Annotated in this window: 17 protein-coding genes, 1 pseudogene and 1 riboswitch; of the genes and pseudogenes, 8 read left to right on the top strand and 10 right to left on the bottom strand. The window is 38.4% G+C overall.

All coding sequences use genetic code 11. The features are described from left to right. Positions 1-119: 119 nt before the first annotated feature. The 8 genes from ygiD to ACG916_RS20325 all read right to left on the bottom strand — a co-directional run bounded on the left by ygiD (position 120) and on the right by ACG916_RS20325 (position 7,434). Positions 120-986: a 4,5-DOPA-extradiol-dioxygenase gene (ygiD, locus tag ACG916_RS20360; protein ID WP_419327640.1), complete on the bottom strand. Its 867-nt coding sequence runs from the start codon at positions 984-986 to the stop codon at positions 120-122. Positions 987-1,292: 306 nt separating this feature from the next. Further along, the gene (locus ACG916_RS20355; protein WP_056512359.1) at positions 1,293-1,778 is read right to left on the bottom strand and encodes a DUF934 domain-containing protein; all 486 of its coding nucleotides are present in this window, start codon (positions 1,776-1,778) and stop codon (positions 1,293-1,295) included. Continuing rightward, positions 1,771-3,414 carry a nitrite/sulfite reductase gene (locus ACG916_RS20350; RefSeq protein WP_004725972.1) on the bottom strand — a complete coding sequence of 548 codons (1,644 nt, stop codon included), beginning with the start codon at positions 3,412-3,414 and terminating at the stop codon, positions 1,771-1,773. Before ACG916_RS20350 ends, ACG916_RS20355 begins: the two co-directional genes overlap by 8 nt. Before the next feature lie 341 nt (positions 3,415-3,755). Continuing rightward, positions 3,756-3,944, bottom strand: coding sequence for a hypothetical protein (locus ACG916_RS20345; protein ID WP_336953590.1), 189 nt, complete (start codon positions 3,942-3,944; stop codon positions 3,756-3,758). Positions 3,945-4,143: 199 nt separating this feature from the next. Next, positions 4,144-4,677: a DUF1543 domain-containing protein gene (locus ACG916_RS20340; protein ID WP_419327641.1), complete on the bottom strand. Its 534-nt coding sequence runs from the start codon at positions 4,675-4,677 to the stop codon at positions 4,144-4,146. 9 nt (positions 4,678-4,686) lie between these two features. Next, positions 4,687-5,406 carry a CPBP family intramembrane glutamic endopeptidase gene (locus ACG916_RS20335; protein ID WP_419327642.1) on the bottom strand — a complete coding sequence of 240 codons (720 nt, stop codon included), beginning with the start codon at positions 5,404-5,406 and terminating at the stop codon, positions 4,687-4,689. Positions 5,407-5,558: 152 nt separating this feature from the next. Beyond that, complete coding sequence (gene trpB, locus ACG916_RS20330; RefSeq protein WP_004725964.1) at positions 5,559-6,800, bottom strand: tryptophan synthase subunit beta; 1,242 nt, start codon at positions 6,798-6,800, stop codon at positions 5,559-5,561. Continuing rightward, positions 6,784-7,434, bottom strand: a complete 651-nt coding sequence (locus ACG916_RS20325) for a phosphoribosylanthranilate isomerase (RefSeq protein WP_419327643.1) — start codon at positions 7,432-7,434, stop codon at positions 6,784-6,786. The genes trpB and ACG916_RS20325 overlap by 17 nt, the downstream gene beginning before the upstream one ends. A 142-nt stretch (positions 7,435-7,576) precedes the next feature. Next, positions 7,577-7,783, top strand: a riboswitch (cobalamin riboswitch). Between the two features lie 24 nt (positions 7,784-7,807). Here ACG916_RS20325 and ACG916_RS20320 point away from each other — a divergent pair. The 8 genes from ACG916_RS20320 (at position 7,808) to ACG916_RS20285 (ending at position 15,864) form a co-directional block, all read left to right on the top strand. Further along, complete coding sequence (locus ACG916_RS20320; protein ID WP_419327644.1) at positions 7,808-9,673, top strand: TonB-dependent receptor plug domain-containing protein; 1,866 nt, start codon at positions 7,808-7,810, stop codon at positions 9,671-9,673. A gap of 108 nt (positions 9,674-9,781) precedes the next feature. Next, complete coding sequence (locus ACG916_RS20315) at positions 9,782-10,360, top strand: cob(I)yrinic acid a,c-diamide adenosyltransferase (protein WP_262087002.1); 579 nt, start codon at positions 9,782-9,784, stop codon at positions 10,358-10,360. Between the two features lie 113 nt (positions 10,361-10,473). Then, on the top strand, positions 10,474-11,196 hold the full coding sequence (locus tag ACG916_RS20310; protein ID WP_419327645.1) for a glycerophosphodiester phosphodiesterase: 723 nt from the start codon (positions 10,474-10,476) through the stop codon (positions 11,194-11,196). A gap of 360 nt (positions 11,197-11,556) precedes the next feature. Continuing rightward, the gene (locus ACG916_RS20305) at positions 11,557-12,720 is read left to right on the top strand and encodes an acyl-CoA desaturase (RefSeq protein WP_419327646.1); all 1,164 of its coding nucleotides are present in this window, start codon (positions 11,557-11,559) and stop codon (positions 12,718-12,720) included. A gap of 95 nt (positions 12,721-12,815) precedes the next feature. After that, on the top strand, positions 12,816-13,145 hold the full coding sequence (locus ACG916_RS20300; RefSeq protein WP_419327647.1) for a DHCW motif cupin fold protein: 330 nt from the start codon (positions 12,816-12,818) through the stop codon (positions 13,143-13,145). Positions 13,146-13,222: 77 nt separating this feature from the next. Continuing rightward, positions 13,223-14,680 carry a protein adenylyltransferase SelO gene (locus tag ACG916_RS20295; protein ID WP_419327648.1) on the top strand — a complete coding sequence of 486 codons (1,458 nt, stop codon included), beginning with the start codon at positions 13,223-13,225 and terminating at the stop codon, positions 14,678-14,680. Positions 14,681-14,859: 179 nt separating this feature from the next. Beyond that, entirely contained in the window at positions 14,860-15,459 is a 600-nt protein-coding gene (locus ACG916_RS20290; RefSeq protein ID WP_419327649.1) for a L,D-transpeptidase family protein, read from the top strand. Between the two features lie 24 nt (positions 15,460-15,483). Then, positions 15,484-15,864: an MmcQ/YjbR family DNA-binding protein gene (locus tag ACG916_RS20285; protein WP_419327650.1), complete on the top strand. Its 381-nt coding sequence runs from the start codon at positions 15,484-15,486 to the stop codon at positions 15,862-15,864. A gap of 221 nt (positions 15,865-16,085) precedes the next feature. Here ACG916_RS20285 and ACG916_RS20280 read toward each other — a convergent pair whose 3' ends face one another. Beyond that, positions 16,086-16,772 (bottom strand): response regulator, encoded by a 687-nt coding sequence (locus ACG916_RS20280; protein WP_004725942.1) that lies wholly within the window; start codon positions 16,770-16,772, stop codon positions 16,086-16,088. Between the two features lie 15 nt (positions 16,773-16,787). Then, positions 16,788-17,600: pseudogene (locus tag ACG916_RS20275) on the bottom strand (ATP-binding protein); the annotation flags it as partial. Between the last annotated feature and the right edge of the window lie 96 nt (positions 17,601-17,696).

The raw sequence follows: 17,696 nt of genomic DNA, 5'->3' as shown, positions 1-17,696 counted from the left end.
ATTAAGTAGTCATCTTAAAAGAATTCTATCTTGAGAGAATAAATATGACTAACTCAATTTCACCAATACTATAAAAGCTGAATCCTTAGACCCAACTTTTATATTCTTAACATTTGAAATTAATGTTGATCAAGTCGAAATGAGGTCATGGTTAATGAACCAGCGACGGCTTGATCATTAAAAATATGTAACTCATCTTTCTCTTCCTGCAAACCTAATGCGTATAACATTGGATAATAATGATCAGGTGTGGGGATCGACAATAAAAACTCAGCACCTTGCTTTTGCCAGTCAATTAAAGCTTGATGGTTATGCGTCGCTAAGAAATTTTTCATCTTTGTATCAGCTTCTAAAGCCCAATCATAACCATAATAGTCATCAAATTTATCAAAGGCAATTTTGCTCAGGTTATGTACGAGATTACCACTGGCAACAATCAATACCCCTTTACGACGTAACTGCGCCAATTGTTTAGCCAAGTCATAATGATATTGGGCACCTTGACTATAGTCGACACTCAATTGAACAACCGGAATATTGGCTTGTGGAAATACATGACATAACACCCCCCATGTTCCGTGATCTAATCCCCAACTATGATCATGATGAACTTCTATACTGTGAATTGCTTCAGTTGTTGTCTCAACCAAAGCTTTATTTCCAGTTGCAGGATATTGCACATCAAACAAAGCTTGAGGAAAACGACCAAAATCATGAATGGTTTTCGGTTGTTGCATTGCAGTGACGGCAGTACCACCTTGGGTAAGCCAATGTGCGGAAATACATAAAATTGCTGTGGGCTGTACGTCCATTTCTGCACCAATGCTGTTCCAAGTACGGGTAAAATCATTGGTTTGAATCGCATTCATGGGTGAACCATGTCCCAAAAATAGTACAGGCATGACTTCAGTATTGGGTAAAGTTGCGTTCCAGCCTTTGAGTAGCGATAAGTCACCCATTGTTTGATTTAACATTTCATCCACCATGAATCATCTTTGTTTAATTATCTGCTGTTCATTGTTGTAGATATATAGACTTTTCCAGCCTACAACATTGCAAAAATGCAACGATGAAATTTTTATCAATAGTTTTAATCAGAGAAAGGTTTTACTAACAGATGATCTTATGTTGAATCAATATTGATTTGGGTACGATACAGATAAAGCCGAATACCAATTTATATCGTTCATATCATATTCATAATAAGCAATGGCTACACCAGCTTTAACTTGAGAACAATAAAAAGCCGAACTTTCGTTCGGCTTTCATTTCAAAATTAGTACTTAATACAATCAAGCACCTGTTTGATAATGTGCTTTTGGTACAGCTGTAGAGGCTTGGTAAGGATGAGTAAAATCACCTAAACCTGCTGCTGCCTCATGGATATCTTTACCTTCTTTCACAACAAAAGTATCGAAACCAGAACGCTTCATATAGTTCAAAACATCTTTAAACACATCGCCTGTTGCCCGAAGATCGCCTGTATAGCCTTGGCGACGTAACAACGCAGCAAATGAATAACCACGACCATCATTAAAACCGGCGAAATCAATAAAGATCGCATCTAACTGATCTAATGGAAACGCATTGGTTTCAGGTGAAGCATCTACGGTAAGAAATAGTGCTTTTTTCCCCGTCACATTCGCAAGCTGATCCAGCTGCTCAACGGTCAACAACACATCACCTTGTGGCAATACTCCATCTTCAGCAATGATTTGATAGGTATTGTCTGCAACAGTGCCATCTTTAGAGAGGACTTGAAGTGCGGTATTAAGCATATGCGCGCTCCTTAAAAGGTTGAATACCCACTCGGCGATAAGTTTCAATAAATTCTTCACCTTCGTTACGAAGATCAAGATAAGTATTTAAAATTTCATCAATAATGTCAGGTACAGATTCTGCTGCAAATGATGGTCCTAAAATATCACCAATTGAAGCGTCATGGTCTGCATTTCCACCCAAGGTAATTTGATAGAATTCAGCGCCTTTTTTATCCACACCCAAAATCCCAATATTGCCGACATGGTGATGACCACAAGCATTCATACAACCTGAAATGTTTAAGTCGATATGACCTAAGTTATAGACTGTATCTAAGTCATCAAAACGACGTGTAATAGCTTCAGAAATTGGAATAGATTTCGCATTTGCCAATGAACAGAAGTCACCGCCTGGGCAGCAAATGATATCGGTAATAAAACCAATATGTGCACGAGCAAGATTATTCTTTTCAAGCGTTTGCCACAATTCAAATAAATCTTTCTGTGGTACATCAACCAATGAAATATTTTGTTCGTGTGTGGTCCGTAATTCACCAAATGTATATTTGTCTGCAAGATCTGCAATCAAATTCATTTCTTCAACAGTCATATCACCTGGTGCAATACCCGCACGTTTTAGTGAAATAGTGACAATACGATAGCCTGCAACTTTATGTGCATTGGTATTAATATTGAACCACTGTTTAAACTTTGGATATTCAGCAAATAAGCCACTGAAATCTTCATCTGCATAATTTTGATAATCAAACGGCATAAACTCTTCGTCTAATTTTTGCAAAATTTCAGGTTGAACTTTCAAGGTTTTAATTGTTTCAGCAAATTCAGCTTCAACTTTTTCAGCAAAAACTTGTGGTGTTAATGCTTTAACCAAAATTTTAATACGAGCTTTATATTTATTGTCACGGCGACCATGCAAGTTATAAACACGCAGAACCGCTTCTAAATAAGCAATTAAATCTTCACGTGGCAACCACTCACGAATCATAGAACCAATGATAGGTGTACGACCTAGACCACCACCCACTTTGATTTTATAACCCAACTCACCCGCTTCATTACGAGTTAAATACACCCCAATGTCATGGAATGAAGTTGCTGCACGATCAATTTCTTCAAGTGCAGAAACTGCAATTTTGAACTTGCGTGGTAAAAATGCAAACTCAGGATGGAATGTAGACCACTGACGAATCAATTCACATGTTGGGCGTGGGTCTGCAATTTCCCCAGCAACGACACCAGCATATTGGTCAGTTGTGGTATTACGGATACAGTTTCCTGAAGTTTGGATCGCATGCATCTGAACAGAAGCTAAACCTTCTAACATATCAGGCACATTTTCTAGCGCAGGCCAGTTAAACTGAATGTTCTGACGTGTCGAAACGTGTGCATAACCACGATCATATTCTTTGGCAAGCTCTGAAACTTTACGCAATTGTTTAGAGTTCATTAAACCGTAAGGTACAGCAATACGTAGCATTGGCGCATAACGCTGTACGTATAAACCATTTTGTAATCGTAATGGACGATACTCATCTTCAGTGAGTTTTCCAGCTAAATAACGTTCCGTTTGATCACGGAATTGTGCAACACGTTCATTGATCAGTTGCTGATCGAAATCAGTATATAAATACATGGCGTACAGCTAGTAGTTTCATTATAACGATGCACAATATAACGAGTATTGATCTATCAAAGAAATGCTTTTTTTCCATATTTTATAGCGATTTTATTGATAAGCATTGTGCAAAGATCGAATTGGCAATGCTTTACGGGCAAAGCATACTTTTATTACGTTATGGATGTTTTTCTTCATTGCTTATCTTTATTTCAGATAATAAAAAGAGCATATCGAATATGCCCTCTCTTTAATCACAGCTGTCATCCCAATACTGAACTTGTTCAACCCTGTAGTTTATTGATCTTATACAGGATTGATTAAGATCAATGCCCAAAGCTGAGTTTAGCGATTTTGAATTAATACTCTGGTTTCTGCTGCTCATCACTATTTTCTAATTTATCTTCGGCAATTTTTGCGACTTCATAACCTGCAAATGCGCCAGCTGCTTTTTCTAGCAAGCCAGCATCAGGATCTAACTTATCGACACTTTGCTCAGCAATCACTGCACCTGCAATTTTACCTAACTCGTCTAATAAACCACTCATTGATCATACTCCGCAGTGTTTTGTTTGAGTTTCAAGTCTATGCATACTTGCTGAAAACATTGCGAAGATTCTGTTGTTACACTGACTAGATTATGAGAGAGCAATGCAATGATTGATGTCAATTTTTTAAAATTAAGATCCGCTTAATCTTTTAAGGCTGCAATACAACGCCCTTTTAAGCAGATCAAACGATGACAATTCAGATGGTCAAATAGGTATTCTCCCAAACACTTTGGTCAAGCTCTGCATTAAAATCAGCATTCAAATCTACTTCAACCAATTGCACATAACGGCCATATACCTGATCTATCGCCAGACAATCATCTACCTCTAAAACTCGATCGGTATGTGGCTTTTGCCAATGCCCTGCAAAATACTGTTTACCCTTGGCTTTCGCTTCAATCGCATCTTGAGCAACAATCAGGATATAGCGGTGTAACTCACCAAACTCATTTGCATCATAGCCGCCTAAATTAATCAGCCAAAGCTTCTGATCTGATACATTCGGTTGCGCATCAGTAAAATGTATTTGATATTTTTTATTTTCAAACACTAAAGCCTGTAATTTTTGCCATGCGTCGATGTGTAAACCCTGTTGCTCACCAAACCACGCATTTTTTAATTGAGGATAAACCTCTTCAAGCGAATCGCCCACGGCAAGCACCACATCATGAACCTCAACATTGGCACGTGCATGACGGCCACCCAGCATAACAATAAATAAACTAGACATATTCAGTCACTAAGTTAATGTTTGAACAAGTTTTAATAATAAAATCCCACCCACAGATAATATGGCATTATTCAAAAAATGAATGAGTAATACATGCCAAATATTGCGTGTCCACAAATAGATCAGATTTAAAAATAAACCTGCACTCATAAAGCTGATTGTCGAGATTAAATTTCCATCAAAATTATAATAATGGATCAGACCAAATAATATAGAGTTCAATATAATCAGTACAATGCGCCATAACCACGCTTGGATAAATAACTTTTGCAATAAAGTATAGCGAAACACAATATCTTCTAAAAGCGCAGTAAATAGTGGACCCAAGCTAATGATCAACAGACTGAGAAAAGGAATATATTCAGGGTCAATCAGGTCTTTTTCTTGTGTACTCGACCCAAGGGGTAAAAGCTGACGTGTCAATGTGATTACTACTTGTAACACGATTGCACCAACCACCACCAAGACACTTGAGCGCCAAAAGGCCTGTTTATACTTTTGCCAATGTGTAAGCAACATATCCTTATATAAGTAGCACACTAAAATAAATAGCACGCCTCTTAAAATGGTATCACCCAGACTAACAGCTATCGAGATTCCAAAGATTTTTTCTAAAATAAAGCCATTTAAAATAATTAAAGGGATGATACAAATCGCAAATGTGTCTTTCCATCCCCAGACAATTTTTTCAGGAAAAGGTTCAGCTCGAACCCGTTGTAAAAAACACATATAAAAAATTAACCGATTATTTTCATTAAATTTTGGGTAATTTAGCTCATGATTTCCATGTGCTTTTTGTAGAGTTTCCCCATGATCCTGTCTAGTCCAGAAATAAAAAAGCCTCTATAAAAGAGGCTTTTAAATTGATCGAGTAAGATGAATTACATCTCGACCATTTCAACACCATCAATACGTGCAACAGTCATTAAATCTTTATCACCACGACCCGATACCGTCGCAATAATAATTTGATCCTTTGACATTGTTGGCGCAAGTTTAGTCACATAGGCCATTGCATGTGAACTTTCAAGTGCAGGAATAATCCCTTCAATATGGGTCAAATCACGAAAGCCTTGAAGTGCTTCTGTATCATTAATTGGCACATAATTCACACGATGCATGTCTTTTAAGAAACTATGTTCAGGACCCACACCAGGATAATCCAAGCCTGCTGAGATTGAATGTGTTTCAATAATCTGACCTTGCTCATCTGACATTAAATAAGTACGGTTACCGTGTAAAACACCAACATGGCCTGCATTTAATGGCGCAGAATGTTTTCCTGTTTCAATGCCTAAACCCGCGGCTTCAACACCGTACATTTTGACATCTTGATCATTTAAGAATGGATAGAACAAGCCCATTGCATTTGAACCACCGCCGACACATGCAACCAAAGCATCTGGTAAACGACCTGCTTGCTCTTGAATTTGTTTACGTGCTTCACGACCAATAATCGATTGGAAATCACGTACCAATTGCGGATATGGATGTGGACCTGCAACTGTACCAATCACATAGTAAGTAGAATCTACATTGGTTACCCAATCACGCATCGCTTCGTTCATGGCATCTTTTAACGTTTTAGAGCCACTTTCTACAGGAACAACCGTTGCACCAAGCAAACGCATACGATAGACATTCATGGCCTGACGTTTTACATCTTCCGCCCCCATGAATACCACACATTCAAGACCTAAACGTGCTGCAATTGTTGCAGTCGCCACACCGTGTTGACCTGCACCTGTTTCCGCAATAATACGTTTTTTGCCAGAAAGCTTCGCAAGTAGCGCCTGACCAATGGTGTTATTGACCTTATGTGAGCCTGTATGATTTAAGTCTTCACGTTTAAGATAAATTTGCGCACCACCCAACTCTTTCGACCATCGCTCAGCATAATAAAGCGGACTAGGACGTCCGACATAATAAGCGAGATCACGGTCGAATTCTGCCAGAAACTGCGCATCATCTTTCATACGGAAATAGAGTTTCTCTAAATCCTCTAAAGCTGCCATTAAAGTTTCTGACACAAAACGTCCGCCATGGATACCGAAATGCCCGTTTTGATCTGGGAATTGGGTATAGTCAATCACACTATTTTGTTGATTACTTTGCTGATCCACGTTGGACTCCTTGCATAAATCGTTCTACGAGTTGTTGGTCTTTGATACCTTTTGCGGATTCTACACCTCCGCTGACATCGACTGCATACGCTTGAGTCGTTTGTATAGCGTCTTCAATATTTTCAGGTTTTAAACCACCTGCCAAAATTAAAGGAATATCGAGTTTAGGGAATTGAGACCAGTCAAAACTGTGTCCAGTCCCTCCTTTCAGTTCAGGATGCCATGCATCTAAAAGCATAGCACTTGCGCCAGCCTGTTGGTATTGCTGAATTGTCGTAATAATATCTGAATTTTTTGCATCGGGTTTAATCTGAATCGCTTTATACCAACGACGCTTATTATACTGTGCGATCTGCTGACATTGTTGTGCGGTTTCATCACCATGAAACTGAATGATATCCAAAGGCACCTGCTCTAATACTTGTGCAATGTTTTGTGCACTGGCATTGACAAATAATCCAACAATGTTGATATACGGTGGGATCAGTTGTGCCAATTGCTGAGCCAATTCAATCGTGACATAACGTGGACTAGGTTCATAAAACACAAAACCAATCGCATCTACACCTGCTTGTACAGCAGCTTGGATATCTTGGGGTCGTGTAATCCCACAAATTTTGGCACGGGTACGCATAGCTTTGAACTCGAATTTGTTCAGATCAAACTGATTTTTTCAGTATTTTAAGCAAATCATTGTAAAGCAAATTTATTCACTTGCGTTAAAGTTCAATAGGATTATCTGTTTTACATTGTTTATACACTAAACAAACTTTATACTGCACACAAATGCAACAAGTCTAGCTTAAGGCTTTGGGAAGTTGGTGAAAATCCAACACTGCCCCCGCAACGGTAAAATGAAAATATTATTCTTTATAAGTCAAAAGGCTTACACCACTGCAATGTTTTGTGGGAAGGTGGAATAATCTGAATCACGTTAGGTTCTATATTTAAGTCCGGATACCAACTTGTTGTGCCCTTAAACTCAATCATTCACGGGGAGTGAATGTATGGAGCATATCATGTCTGTTATTTTTAAACCTACTGCACTTGTAGGTGCTGTCGCTATTGCGATGGGGTTATCTTCTACTGCTTTTGCAGAAAATCAAAATCTGACTTCTGACTCGACAGCATCATTGTCACCAATTGTTGTGACTGCCACTCGTTCAGAAGAAAACCTTAAGAATGTCCCTGTTCGACTCACAGTTATTGAACAAAAGACAATCGAACAAAACCCTTTACTCAATGTATCTGATGTTATTCAGCGTGATCCCTCTGTTTACATTAAGCAAAGTGGCGGTATTGGACAAGTTTCAGAAATTGCACTTCGTGGTACGAAAGCTGTACATACATTAGTTTTAAAAGATGGCGCTCGTTTAAATAGTCAAAATGAATTAGGCCCTCTATATCCTGCTTTCTTAGATACAACAGACGTTCAACAAATTGAAATTTTGAAAGGTCCTGCATCTGTTCAGTATGGTAGTGATGCAATTGGCGGCGTTGTTCAACTTATTTCAAAAAAACCTGTAAAATCCGGTGCGGAAGTAACCGGTATTTATGGTGAAAACAATACTTATAAAGCGATTGCCAAAGCTAATTTAGTGACCGAGCAAGGCTTCTATGCACAGGTCGGTGGTCAACGTTTAGAAAGCGATGGAACACGTATCTTTGAAAGCCAACCTAAAAATGAAAAAGCAAGCTATGACCAAAAAGGCTACAATGCCAAATTTGGTTATTCACAAGAAAACGTAGTTGATGCATATGCTTCGATTAGTGAAAATAAAGGCACAAATATTTTTAGTAATGACTATGTTGTCAATACTGCACCACGCGAATTTGAAAACCGTGTAATCAATGCCAAAGTTGCTTATAATATTTTGCCTGATTTAATTTTAAATGCGCAGTATGCAAATGTTCAAGATAAACAGAATGTTCCAGCTTATGCATCTCACTATAATACCGAAAACAATCAAGGTGATTTAAACTTAAAATGGAAATTCACACCAAATCAAAATGTCTTGGTTGGTGCAACCTATAACGATGCGAATTATAAAAGTAATACCATCTTGAAAAATGATCAAAGTGTGAGTAGCACAGGTTACTATTTACAACACCAATTCAAAAATGAGTTGTTTGATACCCAAGCTGGTATTCGTGTAGAAGATAATGAGCGTTTTGGCACTCATACTGTAGGACAAGGTGCTGTACGTTATCATTTCTTACCTAATGCAAGTGTATATGCCAATATCGGAAGTGCTTTTCGTGCGCCAACCTTAAATGAGCTATATTCACAATGGGGTGGTAATGAAAAATTAGAGCCTGAAGAGAGTACCTCTTATGAACTTGGCTTTGACTACGACTTAACCTCAAATATTAGTACAAATCTTTCTGCATACCATACCAAAATTAAAAACTTGATTATTTATAATTACCCTGCTGGTAATGAAAATGTTGATAAAGCTAAATTTACGGGTGGTGAAGCAGAAGTTAAATGGCATCAAGATGATTTGTTCCTTTCTACCGCATATGCTTATGTGAAGACAGAGAATGACAAAGATGGTAATGAAATTGCCTATCGCCCTCGCCAAACGCTCACTTTAACCACAGGTTTAGAAAATACAACGTATGGTATCAGTGCTTCATTAATTGCGCGTGCTAAAGCATATGCAGATGCTGCGAATAAAACTCGCGTTCCAGGTTATGCAACCGTGGACTTAAATGCTTATTGGAATGCAACGCCAAATGTTAAAGTATTTACCAACATTCAAAATGTAGGTGATGTTGAGTATCGTGAAGTATTCAATAATTATCCAACACAAGACTGGTATATCAATAGTGGGCGCCAAGCTTCAGTGGGAGTAACTTTCCGCTACTAAAAGCGACACCCAAAAAAATATCTAAAACAGCGCAGTTTATGGATAATGTTTTGACCGACATTATCCTTTTTTATTCTTTATCTTTTCATTTTTATCTAGGACAAAATTATGGGACATCGTTTAAGTAAAATTTATACCCGTACAGGCGATTCAGGCACCACAGGATTAGGAGACGGTTCTCGCGTAGCGAAAGATGACTTACGTATTACCGCTCTCGGTGATGTAGATGAACTAAATTCTATTGTTGGTGTATTACGTTCACAAATTTCAATGAGTAACATCGTTGATAAAGCCCATTGGGATAAATCACTGAGCTTGATTCAACACTGGCTATTTGATTTGGGTGGTGAAGTCTGTATTCCCAACTACAACTTACTCCAACCTGTTTGTGTTGAATTCCTTGAAAAGGAAATCGACAAAATGAATGAAGACTTACCAATGCTCAAAGACTTTATTCTACCCTCTGGAACTTTAGCATGTAGTTATGCACATCAAGCACGTGCTGTATGTCGTCGAGCAGAACGCAGCTTAATGACTGTACACAGTCGTGATCAAAATATTCAAGCAACTGCTCTACAATTAATTAACAGATTATCCGACTGGTTTTTTGTAGCTTCACGCACCTTACAACGCGCAGAAGGCGGTAGTGAAGTGCTTTGGCAAAAGAACATCAATGACACGATTTAACGATAAATCACTGTCTAAAAGTAAATTTTTAACAGTATGATAAAGTCAAGTTATTGCTAAAAGTAAGACTTAAACGATTACCAGACAGATGAAAATGAGTATGTGAGTTCATTATGAGAATTATCGGACATCGTGGCGCGCGTGGTGAAGCACCTGAAAATACCGTAGCTGGATTTCAATATATTCACGATTTAGGTATCCGTGCAGTTGAATTCGATGTTCGACAATTAAAAGATGATGAACTCATTATCATGCATGATGATAATTTTTTAAGAACAACTGGAATAGATCAAGCACTGTATGATTTAAACAGCGCTGAATTAGCGGCCTATAACCAAGCCAATATCTGGATGGATTGGGAAAAACAAATTACCCCAACCTTAAGCCAAAGCCTAAAGATTATGCAGGACTTTGAGCATATTGAAGTTGAAGTGAAAGCTGTAGAAACATTGCAACACGCTGAAAAACTCATCATCGAATTACAAAAACAACTGCAAGGTTTTGAAAATGTTGCGGCGATTACCAGTTTTGATTTAAAAATACATCAAGCCTTACAACAGCAAAACTCAAGTTTTAAACGTGGTCTACTGATTGAAGATGACATCCAACAACGTGCAATCGAACAAGCATTACAACTGGGATGCTGCCAGATTGGATGGATGAATCAATTGGCAACAGATGAGCTCATTCAAGCAACCCAGCGTGCAGGTTTGGACATCAGTGTTTGGACCGTCAATGATATTGAGCGCGCTAAGCATTTAAGAGATTTGGGGATCAATGGATTAATTACAGATTTCCCCAAAATGATGCAGCTTGCCTTAGCACAAATTCAATAACTCAAATCCATTTAATAACACAATAAAGTAGAATTTTATTTTGAACTTTAGAGGGTTTCAAAAATTAAAATTTAACTTGAGAATCAAGCGTCTAAACCCTTAAAAATCAAATTGGATAAGACAGAAAAATTCTTACACTATTTTGACATTTAAATACGACGTTTTAACCATTCATTTTTTTCGATCAAACCGCTAGAATTCATGTTTTATTCTGTTACTGTTTTATACAATACAGATGTACACTAATACTAGTGAACACATGTTCGCCCATGATAATATCTGTGAAAGTATAGCCTAGAAAAATGCTGAAGCTATGCGTTTAACTTTACCTGATAAAGGTTCTTAGGAGTGCTGTTGGAGATGAATGCTCCCCTACCCAAAGCCCCAATAAATTGGATCGGTGTTTTTGCCTTGGTGTTTTTACCCCTTGTGGCAGTAATTGCGATCCCTTTATATGCCTACCACCATGATTTTAGTGCGGCAGCTTGGATTAGTTTATTCGTTTTACTCGGTCTCAGTAGTTTAGGTATTACTGCAGGTTATCATCGCTTGTGGGCACATCGTGCATACGAAGCGACTTTACCACTTAAAATCATTTTGATGATCATGGGAACTTTTGCTGTTCAAAACAGTATTTTGTTCTGGGCTTCTGGTCACCGTACACATCACCGCCATGTGGATGATGTAGATCAAGATCCGTATTCGATTAACAATGGTTTTTGGTACGCTCATATTGGCTGGATGTTACGTAACTATCCCGCTTCTGAATCAAATTATAAAAATGCACCTGATTTGTTGAATGACAAAGTGGTTATGTTCCAAGACAAGTATTATGTCCCACTTGTTATTGCCGTACATGCTGCGATTTTAGTTCCTCTGGGGTGGGCTGTAGGTGACATGTGGGGTGTACTACTCTTAGGTGGTTTACTCCGCTTAATTATTAGCCACCATGTAACATTCTTTATCAACTCACTCTGTCATATGTGGGGCAAACGTCCTTATACTGACGAAAATACTGCACGAGATAACTTTGTTCTTGCCATTGCAACATGGGGCGAGGGTTATCATAACTATCACCATATTTTCCAATACGATTATCGTAATGGTGTGAAATGGTGGCAATATGATCCAACAAAATGGTTGATTTGGTCCTGCTCTAAAATCGGTTTAGCCAAGAACCTACGTCGTATCCCAAGCTTTAATATCAAAAAAGCGGAATTGGCGATGAGATTTAAATATGCTGAACAGGATTTAGCGATTTATGGTCATAACGTCAATGCAGATATTATCGCGATGAAACAAAAAGTATCGCAAGAATATGAAGCATTCACCAATACATTAAATGATTGGGCTGCGTTAAAAGAACAAGAGCTACAAGCGAAAAAAGCATCTGTTGCTGAGAAAATTCACCAAATGGATGTCAAACTCAAAGTTGATTTCCAATTGGTCGAACAGAAACTTGCTTTCCATCGTGAACGTTTAGAAACATTGATGCGTGGAATCAAAAAGAACGTTGTTTCTTAACTCTCAATACACATCAAAAGCAAAGCTCCGAAAGGGGCTTTTCTTTTATCCAGTTTTTACAGACATTCCTACTGATAATATTGAGAGAAAATAATATGCAAATTAATAACATCCCCTTTGGCATTACCAACTGGTCAGAAGTTCCAACAACGCGTCATGAGGGTGAGCAAGGTTTTGCGCTTTGGCGCACACAACAATTTGATAATATTCGAGTGCGAATGGTCGAATATTCTGTAGATTATTTGGCTGACCACTGGTGTCTTAAAGGTCATATCCTGTTTTGCTTAGAAGGTGAATTGGACACTGAACTTGATGATGGACGTACCTTTACCTTAAAAGCAGGGATGAGTTATCAAGTTGCAGACCAAGCTGAAGCGCATCGTTCTTCCACCACATTTGGTGCAAAGCTATTTATTGTCGACTAAAACAGTCGACATTATCTCAACAGCTTAAAACTTTGCTATATTGAGAGGACAAGTGAAAACCATTGTGACCGATCGCTATGCAATTTGCCCCACGTTACCCATTTCTCGATTCAAAGCTCTATCATGAGCAAATGCCTAGCCCACTGAAAGGTGCAAAGGCTGGGCATTTTAATGCTGCACTTGCGGATGAATTACAATGGTCTGAAGATGAAAAGACCCAATGGGTCAAGATTTGTAGCGGGCAAAAAACCTTTCCTGAATTTCATCCCCTTGCCATGGTTTATGCAGGGCATCAATTTGGACAATGGGCAGGTCAATTGGGGGATGGGCGTGGCCTATTGATAGCGCAAATTTTAAATCAACAAGGTCAAACCATTGACCTCCATTTAAAAGGCGCAGGCTCAACTCCCTACTCTCGTATGGGAGACGGACGTGCTGTATTACGTTCTGTGATTCGTGAATATCTAGCAGGTCATGCACTCAATGCACTGGGGGTTCCTTCAAGCAATTCCGTAGGCTTTACCTCCTCAACCCAAGGCGTACAACGAGAAAAACTTGAACTTGGTGCAATGATGTTACGCACTTCGGATTGCCACATCCGTTTAGGGCATTTTGAATGGATCAATCAATATCAGCCTGAGTTACTCACTGAATTTACCCAAAAATGTATTGAATGGCACTATCCACAATGTTTGAGTACTGAACAACAAAAGTTTGAAGACACTGTTTTAGCATTTGCAACGCAAGTGATTCAAAACACTGCGATCATGATCGCCAAATGGCAATTGGTGGGTTTTGCTCATGGTGTTATGAATACGGATAATCTCAATATTACAGGTTCTACCCTTGATTTTGGCCCTTATGGTTTTATGGAGCGTTTCCGTCCCAATTGGATCAACAATCATAGTGATTACAATGGCCGTTATACCTACCAAAACCAACCGAGTATTGCACATTGGAATTTATGGAATTGGTTAAACAATTTAATTCCACTAGCACAAGCAGAAAATAAAGAACAATTTAAGCAAGATCTCGTCAAATGTTTAGAGCATTTTGAACCGACCTTTCTAGAACATTATACCCATGGGCTATGCCAAAAACTTGGACTACCTGCCTTCCATAAAGATAGTTTTGATTGCGGTATGGCATTTTTAAGAATTCTACAAAGTGAGCAACTCGACTATACCAACAGTTTTCTTCGCTTACAGAATAAAGAATATGAAGCTATTAAAGATGATTGCCTAGATCGCTTTCAATTTGAAAGCTTCTTGACGCAATATCACAGTATTCGTGAGCAGCAAGATATTGATGTACTTGATGCGGAAATGAAAAAAGCCAATCCAGTCTATATTTTAAGAAATCATATGCTACAAACAGCCATTGAACAGGCTGAACGTGATGATTTTTCTGAGGTTGATCGCCTATTTAAATTGCTTGGTCAGCCCTTTATCAAACAAAAGGATTTAGAAACAGCCAAAGACTTAGCACCTTTACCAAGTGATGTTCCTGAAGTAATGGTGAGTTGTTCGTCTTGATCAAATAAATTGCCGAATCGCTTTCTTTGATCTGACTCATCATAGTTACCCACAATTTCTGTGGATAAACTTGTGTTTATCCACAGGATAAATCCACAATCACAAATTAACTACAGCTTTTGTCTTTAGAGTGAATAAAATTTAGGCAATACAGGGTTTTACAACATTAGTATTCTAAAATGAATAAAAAATACCTCATTCCATGCTTGATTCTTTTGGCTATAGCTATAGCTAGTGTCTGGACTTATCAAAAATATAATCAATTTATTCCAACGGCAAATGCTACCATACACGTGCAGAATTTATCTGAGCAAGACATTCAACGTCTCCGTCAAGACACGCCAATCACCGAAGTTAAAGTTTATAAATCAGATCGTATTGTTAAACTCATGCATCATGATCAAGACATACGAACATATCCAATGCGCTTAGGTTTTGATCCTATTGGACATAAGGTTAAAGAAGGTGATGGAAAAACCCCTGAAGGTCGTTATATTTTAGATTGGCGTAATTCTAATAGTGCATTTTATAAATCGCTGCATGTGTCCTATCCAAACCAACAGGATAAATCTAAAGCCAACCAACTCGGCGTTTCTCCTGGTGGCGACATTATGATTCATGGTTCAGCAACACGCTCACAAATGGAAAAACTCCCTAGTTTAATGACGTACTTACCTAGAAATGACTGGACATGGGGGTGTATTGCCGTTAGAAATATAGATATGGATGAAATTTGGAAGCTGGTCGATGATGGAACAGTGATTAGCATTTATTCATAAAGAATATTTTAAAAAGAGACAGTGATGACAGGTGAAGAAATCCGAACTTTAGCATTTAAGATTGCATCAGATTTGCCTAAAGCCGAACTTAGCTACCCTTTTGGTGAGGATGTTCCTGTTTTTAAGGTGGTGGGAAAAATGTTTATGTTAGGCTCTGAACTGCATGGCAAAAAACTAATTAATTTAAAAGTTGAACCTGATCATGGCGAAATGTTAAAAGATCTCTACCCCTCGATTCAGATGGGCTATCATATGAATAAACGTCATTGGATTTCAGTCTATGAAGGTGAACAGATCAGTGCTGATTTGATTCAAGACTTAGTTGAAGGCTCTTATGAGCTAGTGGCCAAGAGTCTAACCAAAGCTCAAAAGCAGGTATTGGCGGTTTATCAACAGATTAAATAATTAGCGGTCTTTTGATAACTGCATTTGATAGTAGCTTTGAATTACAGGTTTAGATCAACAGACCTGTCTATACCTGATTCAGTCAAGTCAGAATCTATCGATAACCATAAGTTATATGCTTATTTTTCAAACATAAATTTTTACATTTATAAACATTTACCCACAATATCTGTGGATAAACCTGTGTTTATCCACAATGGTGAACTTAAAATGTTGAAAACTTAATCTTCTGGATATTCAAAACGGTAGCCTACGCCATAAACAGCTTGTACCCATTCATGACGATTTCCAGTTTCAGCAGCTTCAGATATTTTACGACGTAAGTTCTTGATATGACTATCAATAACACGGTCAGCAACATCAAAACTATCTGGGTTGATATGGTCTAAAAGTTGCGCTCTAGAATAGACTTGTCCCAAATGTTCGAGGAAAAGCTCTAAAAGGCGGAATTCAGTTGGCGTTAAATTCAACGATTTTTGTTGATACCAGATACGTTGTTGTGCTTTATCAATACGAAATAAGTCATTGGCTTCAGGTTCAGCTTTACGTTCTAAACGGCGTAATACCGCTTGTACACGTGCCACCAACTCTTTTGGGCTAAAAGGTTTACAGACATAGTCATCTGCTCCCATATTTAAACCCAAGACACGATCGATTTCTTCTGTTCGTGCAGTCACCATGATAATCGGTAAGTCGGTTTGCTCACGCACTTTACGGCAAATGGTCAAACCATCCATACGCGGGACCATCAAATCCAATACCATTAAACTCGGCTTACGTTGCAGGAAGCTGTCATAAGCTTCTTGACCATCATGAAACATACTGACTTCAAAGCCCGCTGCTTCTAGATAATCCCGCACCAATTGCGCAAGTTCAACTTCATCCTCTACCAGCATGATATGCTTCATGTTGTACTATTCCTTTTAAAATTTAGTATGTTTTGAAAATGTCAGTTTGCAACGCAAACCGCCTAATGGCGAATGATCAAAAGTAAGCTGACCACCGAGTGTTTGTGCAATTTTACCTGATAAAGCCAAGCCCAATCCTGTACCACCTGTACTACGTGTACGTGAATTATCCACACGATAGAAGTGTTCTCCCAAGCGTGCAATCTGTTCATCACTCAGACCCAATGGACTATCATCTACGATCACACTCCATGAATCTGCATCTTGCTCTGTATGGACTTGAACTTCACCGCCTGCTTCAGTATAACGAATACTATTTCCAAGTAAGTTGACCATAATTTGCTTAAAACGATCTATATCTAATTGTAATTTTGCCCCCTCACCTCTGGCTGAAATTGTTAAATCAGCCTGTTCAAATTTAGGTTTAAAATTCTCTATTTCCTGTAAAATGACGGACCAAGGATCAACTTCTGCAAAGTAGCATTTCAATTGTTGTGCTTCAGCTTGGGCTAAATCCGCTAGATCCTGTGTCAATTTTTTCAAGCTTGTGACTTGACGTAACATCGCTTCAAAATGTTCAGGTGTGGGCTTTCGAATCCCATCTTGCATGGCTTCAATTTGTGCCTGCAATACTGCCAATGGTGTTTTTAACTCATGTGAAGTATCTGCAACCCATTGACGGCGTGATGTTTCATGCTGGTCGAGAATGACAGCCAACTGATTTAACTCAGTAGACAAGTCTCCTAATTCATCATTGCGGTTAATCACCACTTGATGCTGGTAGTTACCTTTGGTTAATTCACGAGTTGCGTTCAATAAACGTTGAATCAGAGGTGGATCAGGAAATTTGAACAACACTTATAAGTGATATTTTGCTCCCCAAATGATGTTATAAACATCAATATATGGAGTATTTTATGGCAC

Source organism: Acinetobacter legionensis (genome assembly GCF_048552295.1).
GTDB lineage: Bacteria > Pseudomonadota > Gammaproteobacteria > Pseudomonadales > Moraxellaceae > Acinetobacter.
The sequence above is the reverse complement of the archived record's forward strand: the minus strand, read 5'-3'. Positions and strand labels throughout refer to the sequence as shown.

Excerpts from the sequence above, each read along its gene's own strand:
- ACG916_RS20345 (WP_336953590.1), bottom strand. The coding sequence starts at position 3,944 with ATGAGTGGTTTATTAGACGAGTTAGGTAAAATTGCAGGTGCAGTGATT.
- ACG916_RS20280 (WP_004725942.1), bottom strand. The coding sequence starts at position 16,772 with ATGAAGCATATCATGCTGGTAGAGGATGAAGTTGAACTTGCGCAATTG.
- ACG916_RS20355 (WP_056512359.1), bottom strand. The coding sequence starts at position 1,778 with ATGCTTAATACCGCACTTCAAGTCCTCTCTAAAGATGGCACTGTTGCA.
- ACG916_RS20340 (WP_419327641.1), bottom strand. The coding sequence starts at position 4,677 with ATGTCTAGTTTATTTATTGTTATGCTGGGTGGCCGTCATGCACGTGCC.
- ACG916_RS20285 (WP_419327650.1), top strand. The coding sequence starts at position 15,484 with ATGACAGGTGAAGAAATCCGAACTTTAGCATTTAAGATTGCATCAGAT.
- ACG916_RS20315 (WP_262087002.1), top strand. The coding sequence starts at position 9,782 with ATGGGACATCGTTTAAGTAAAATTTATACCCGTACAGGCGATTCAGGC.
- ACG916_RS20325 (WP_419327643.1), bottom strand. The coding sequence starts at position 7,434 with ATGCGTACCCGTGCCAAAATTTGTGGGATTACACGACCCCAAGATATC.
- ACG916_RS20320 (WP_419327644.1), top strand. The coding sequence starts at position 7,808 with ATGGAGCATATCATGTCTGTTATTTTTAAACCTACTGCACTTGTAGGT.
- ygiD (WP_419327640.1), bottom strand. The coding sequence starts at position 986 with ATGGTGGATGAAATGTTAAATCAAACAATGGGTGACTTATCGCTACTC.
- ACG916_RS20290 (WP_419327649.1), top strand. The coding sequence starts at position 14,860 with ATGAATAAAAAATACCTCATTCCATGCTTGATTCTTTTGGCTATAGCT.
- ACG916_RS20300 (WP_419327647.1), top strand. The coding sequence starts at position 12,816 with ATGCAAATTAATAACATCCCCTTTGGCATTACCAACTGGTCAGAAGTT.
- ACG916_RS20310 (WP_419327645.1), top strand. The coding sequence starts at position 10,474 with ATGAGAATTATCGGACATCGTGGCGCGCGTGGTGAAGCACCTGAAAAT.
- ACG916_RS20305 (WP_419327646.1), top strand. The coding sequence starts at position 11,557 with ATGAATGCTCCCCTACCCAAAGCCCCAATAAATTGGATCGGTGTTTTT.
- ACG916_RS20295 (WP_419327648.1), top strand. The coding sequence starts at position 13,223 with ATGCAATTTGCCCCACGTTACCCATTTCTCGATTCAAAGCTCTATCAT.
- ACG916_RS20350 (WP_004725972.1), bottom strand. The coding sequence starts at position 3,414 with ATGTATTTATATACTGATTTCGATCAGCAACTGATCAATGAACGTGTT.
- ACG916_RS20335 (WP_419327642.1), bottom strand. The coding sequence starts at position 5,406 with ATGTGTTTTTTACAACGGGTTCGAGCTGAACCTTTTCCTGAAAAAATT.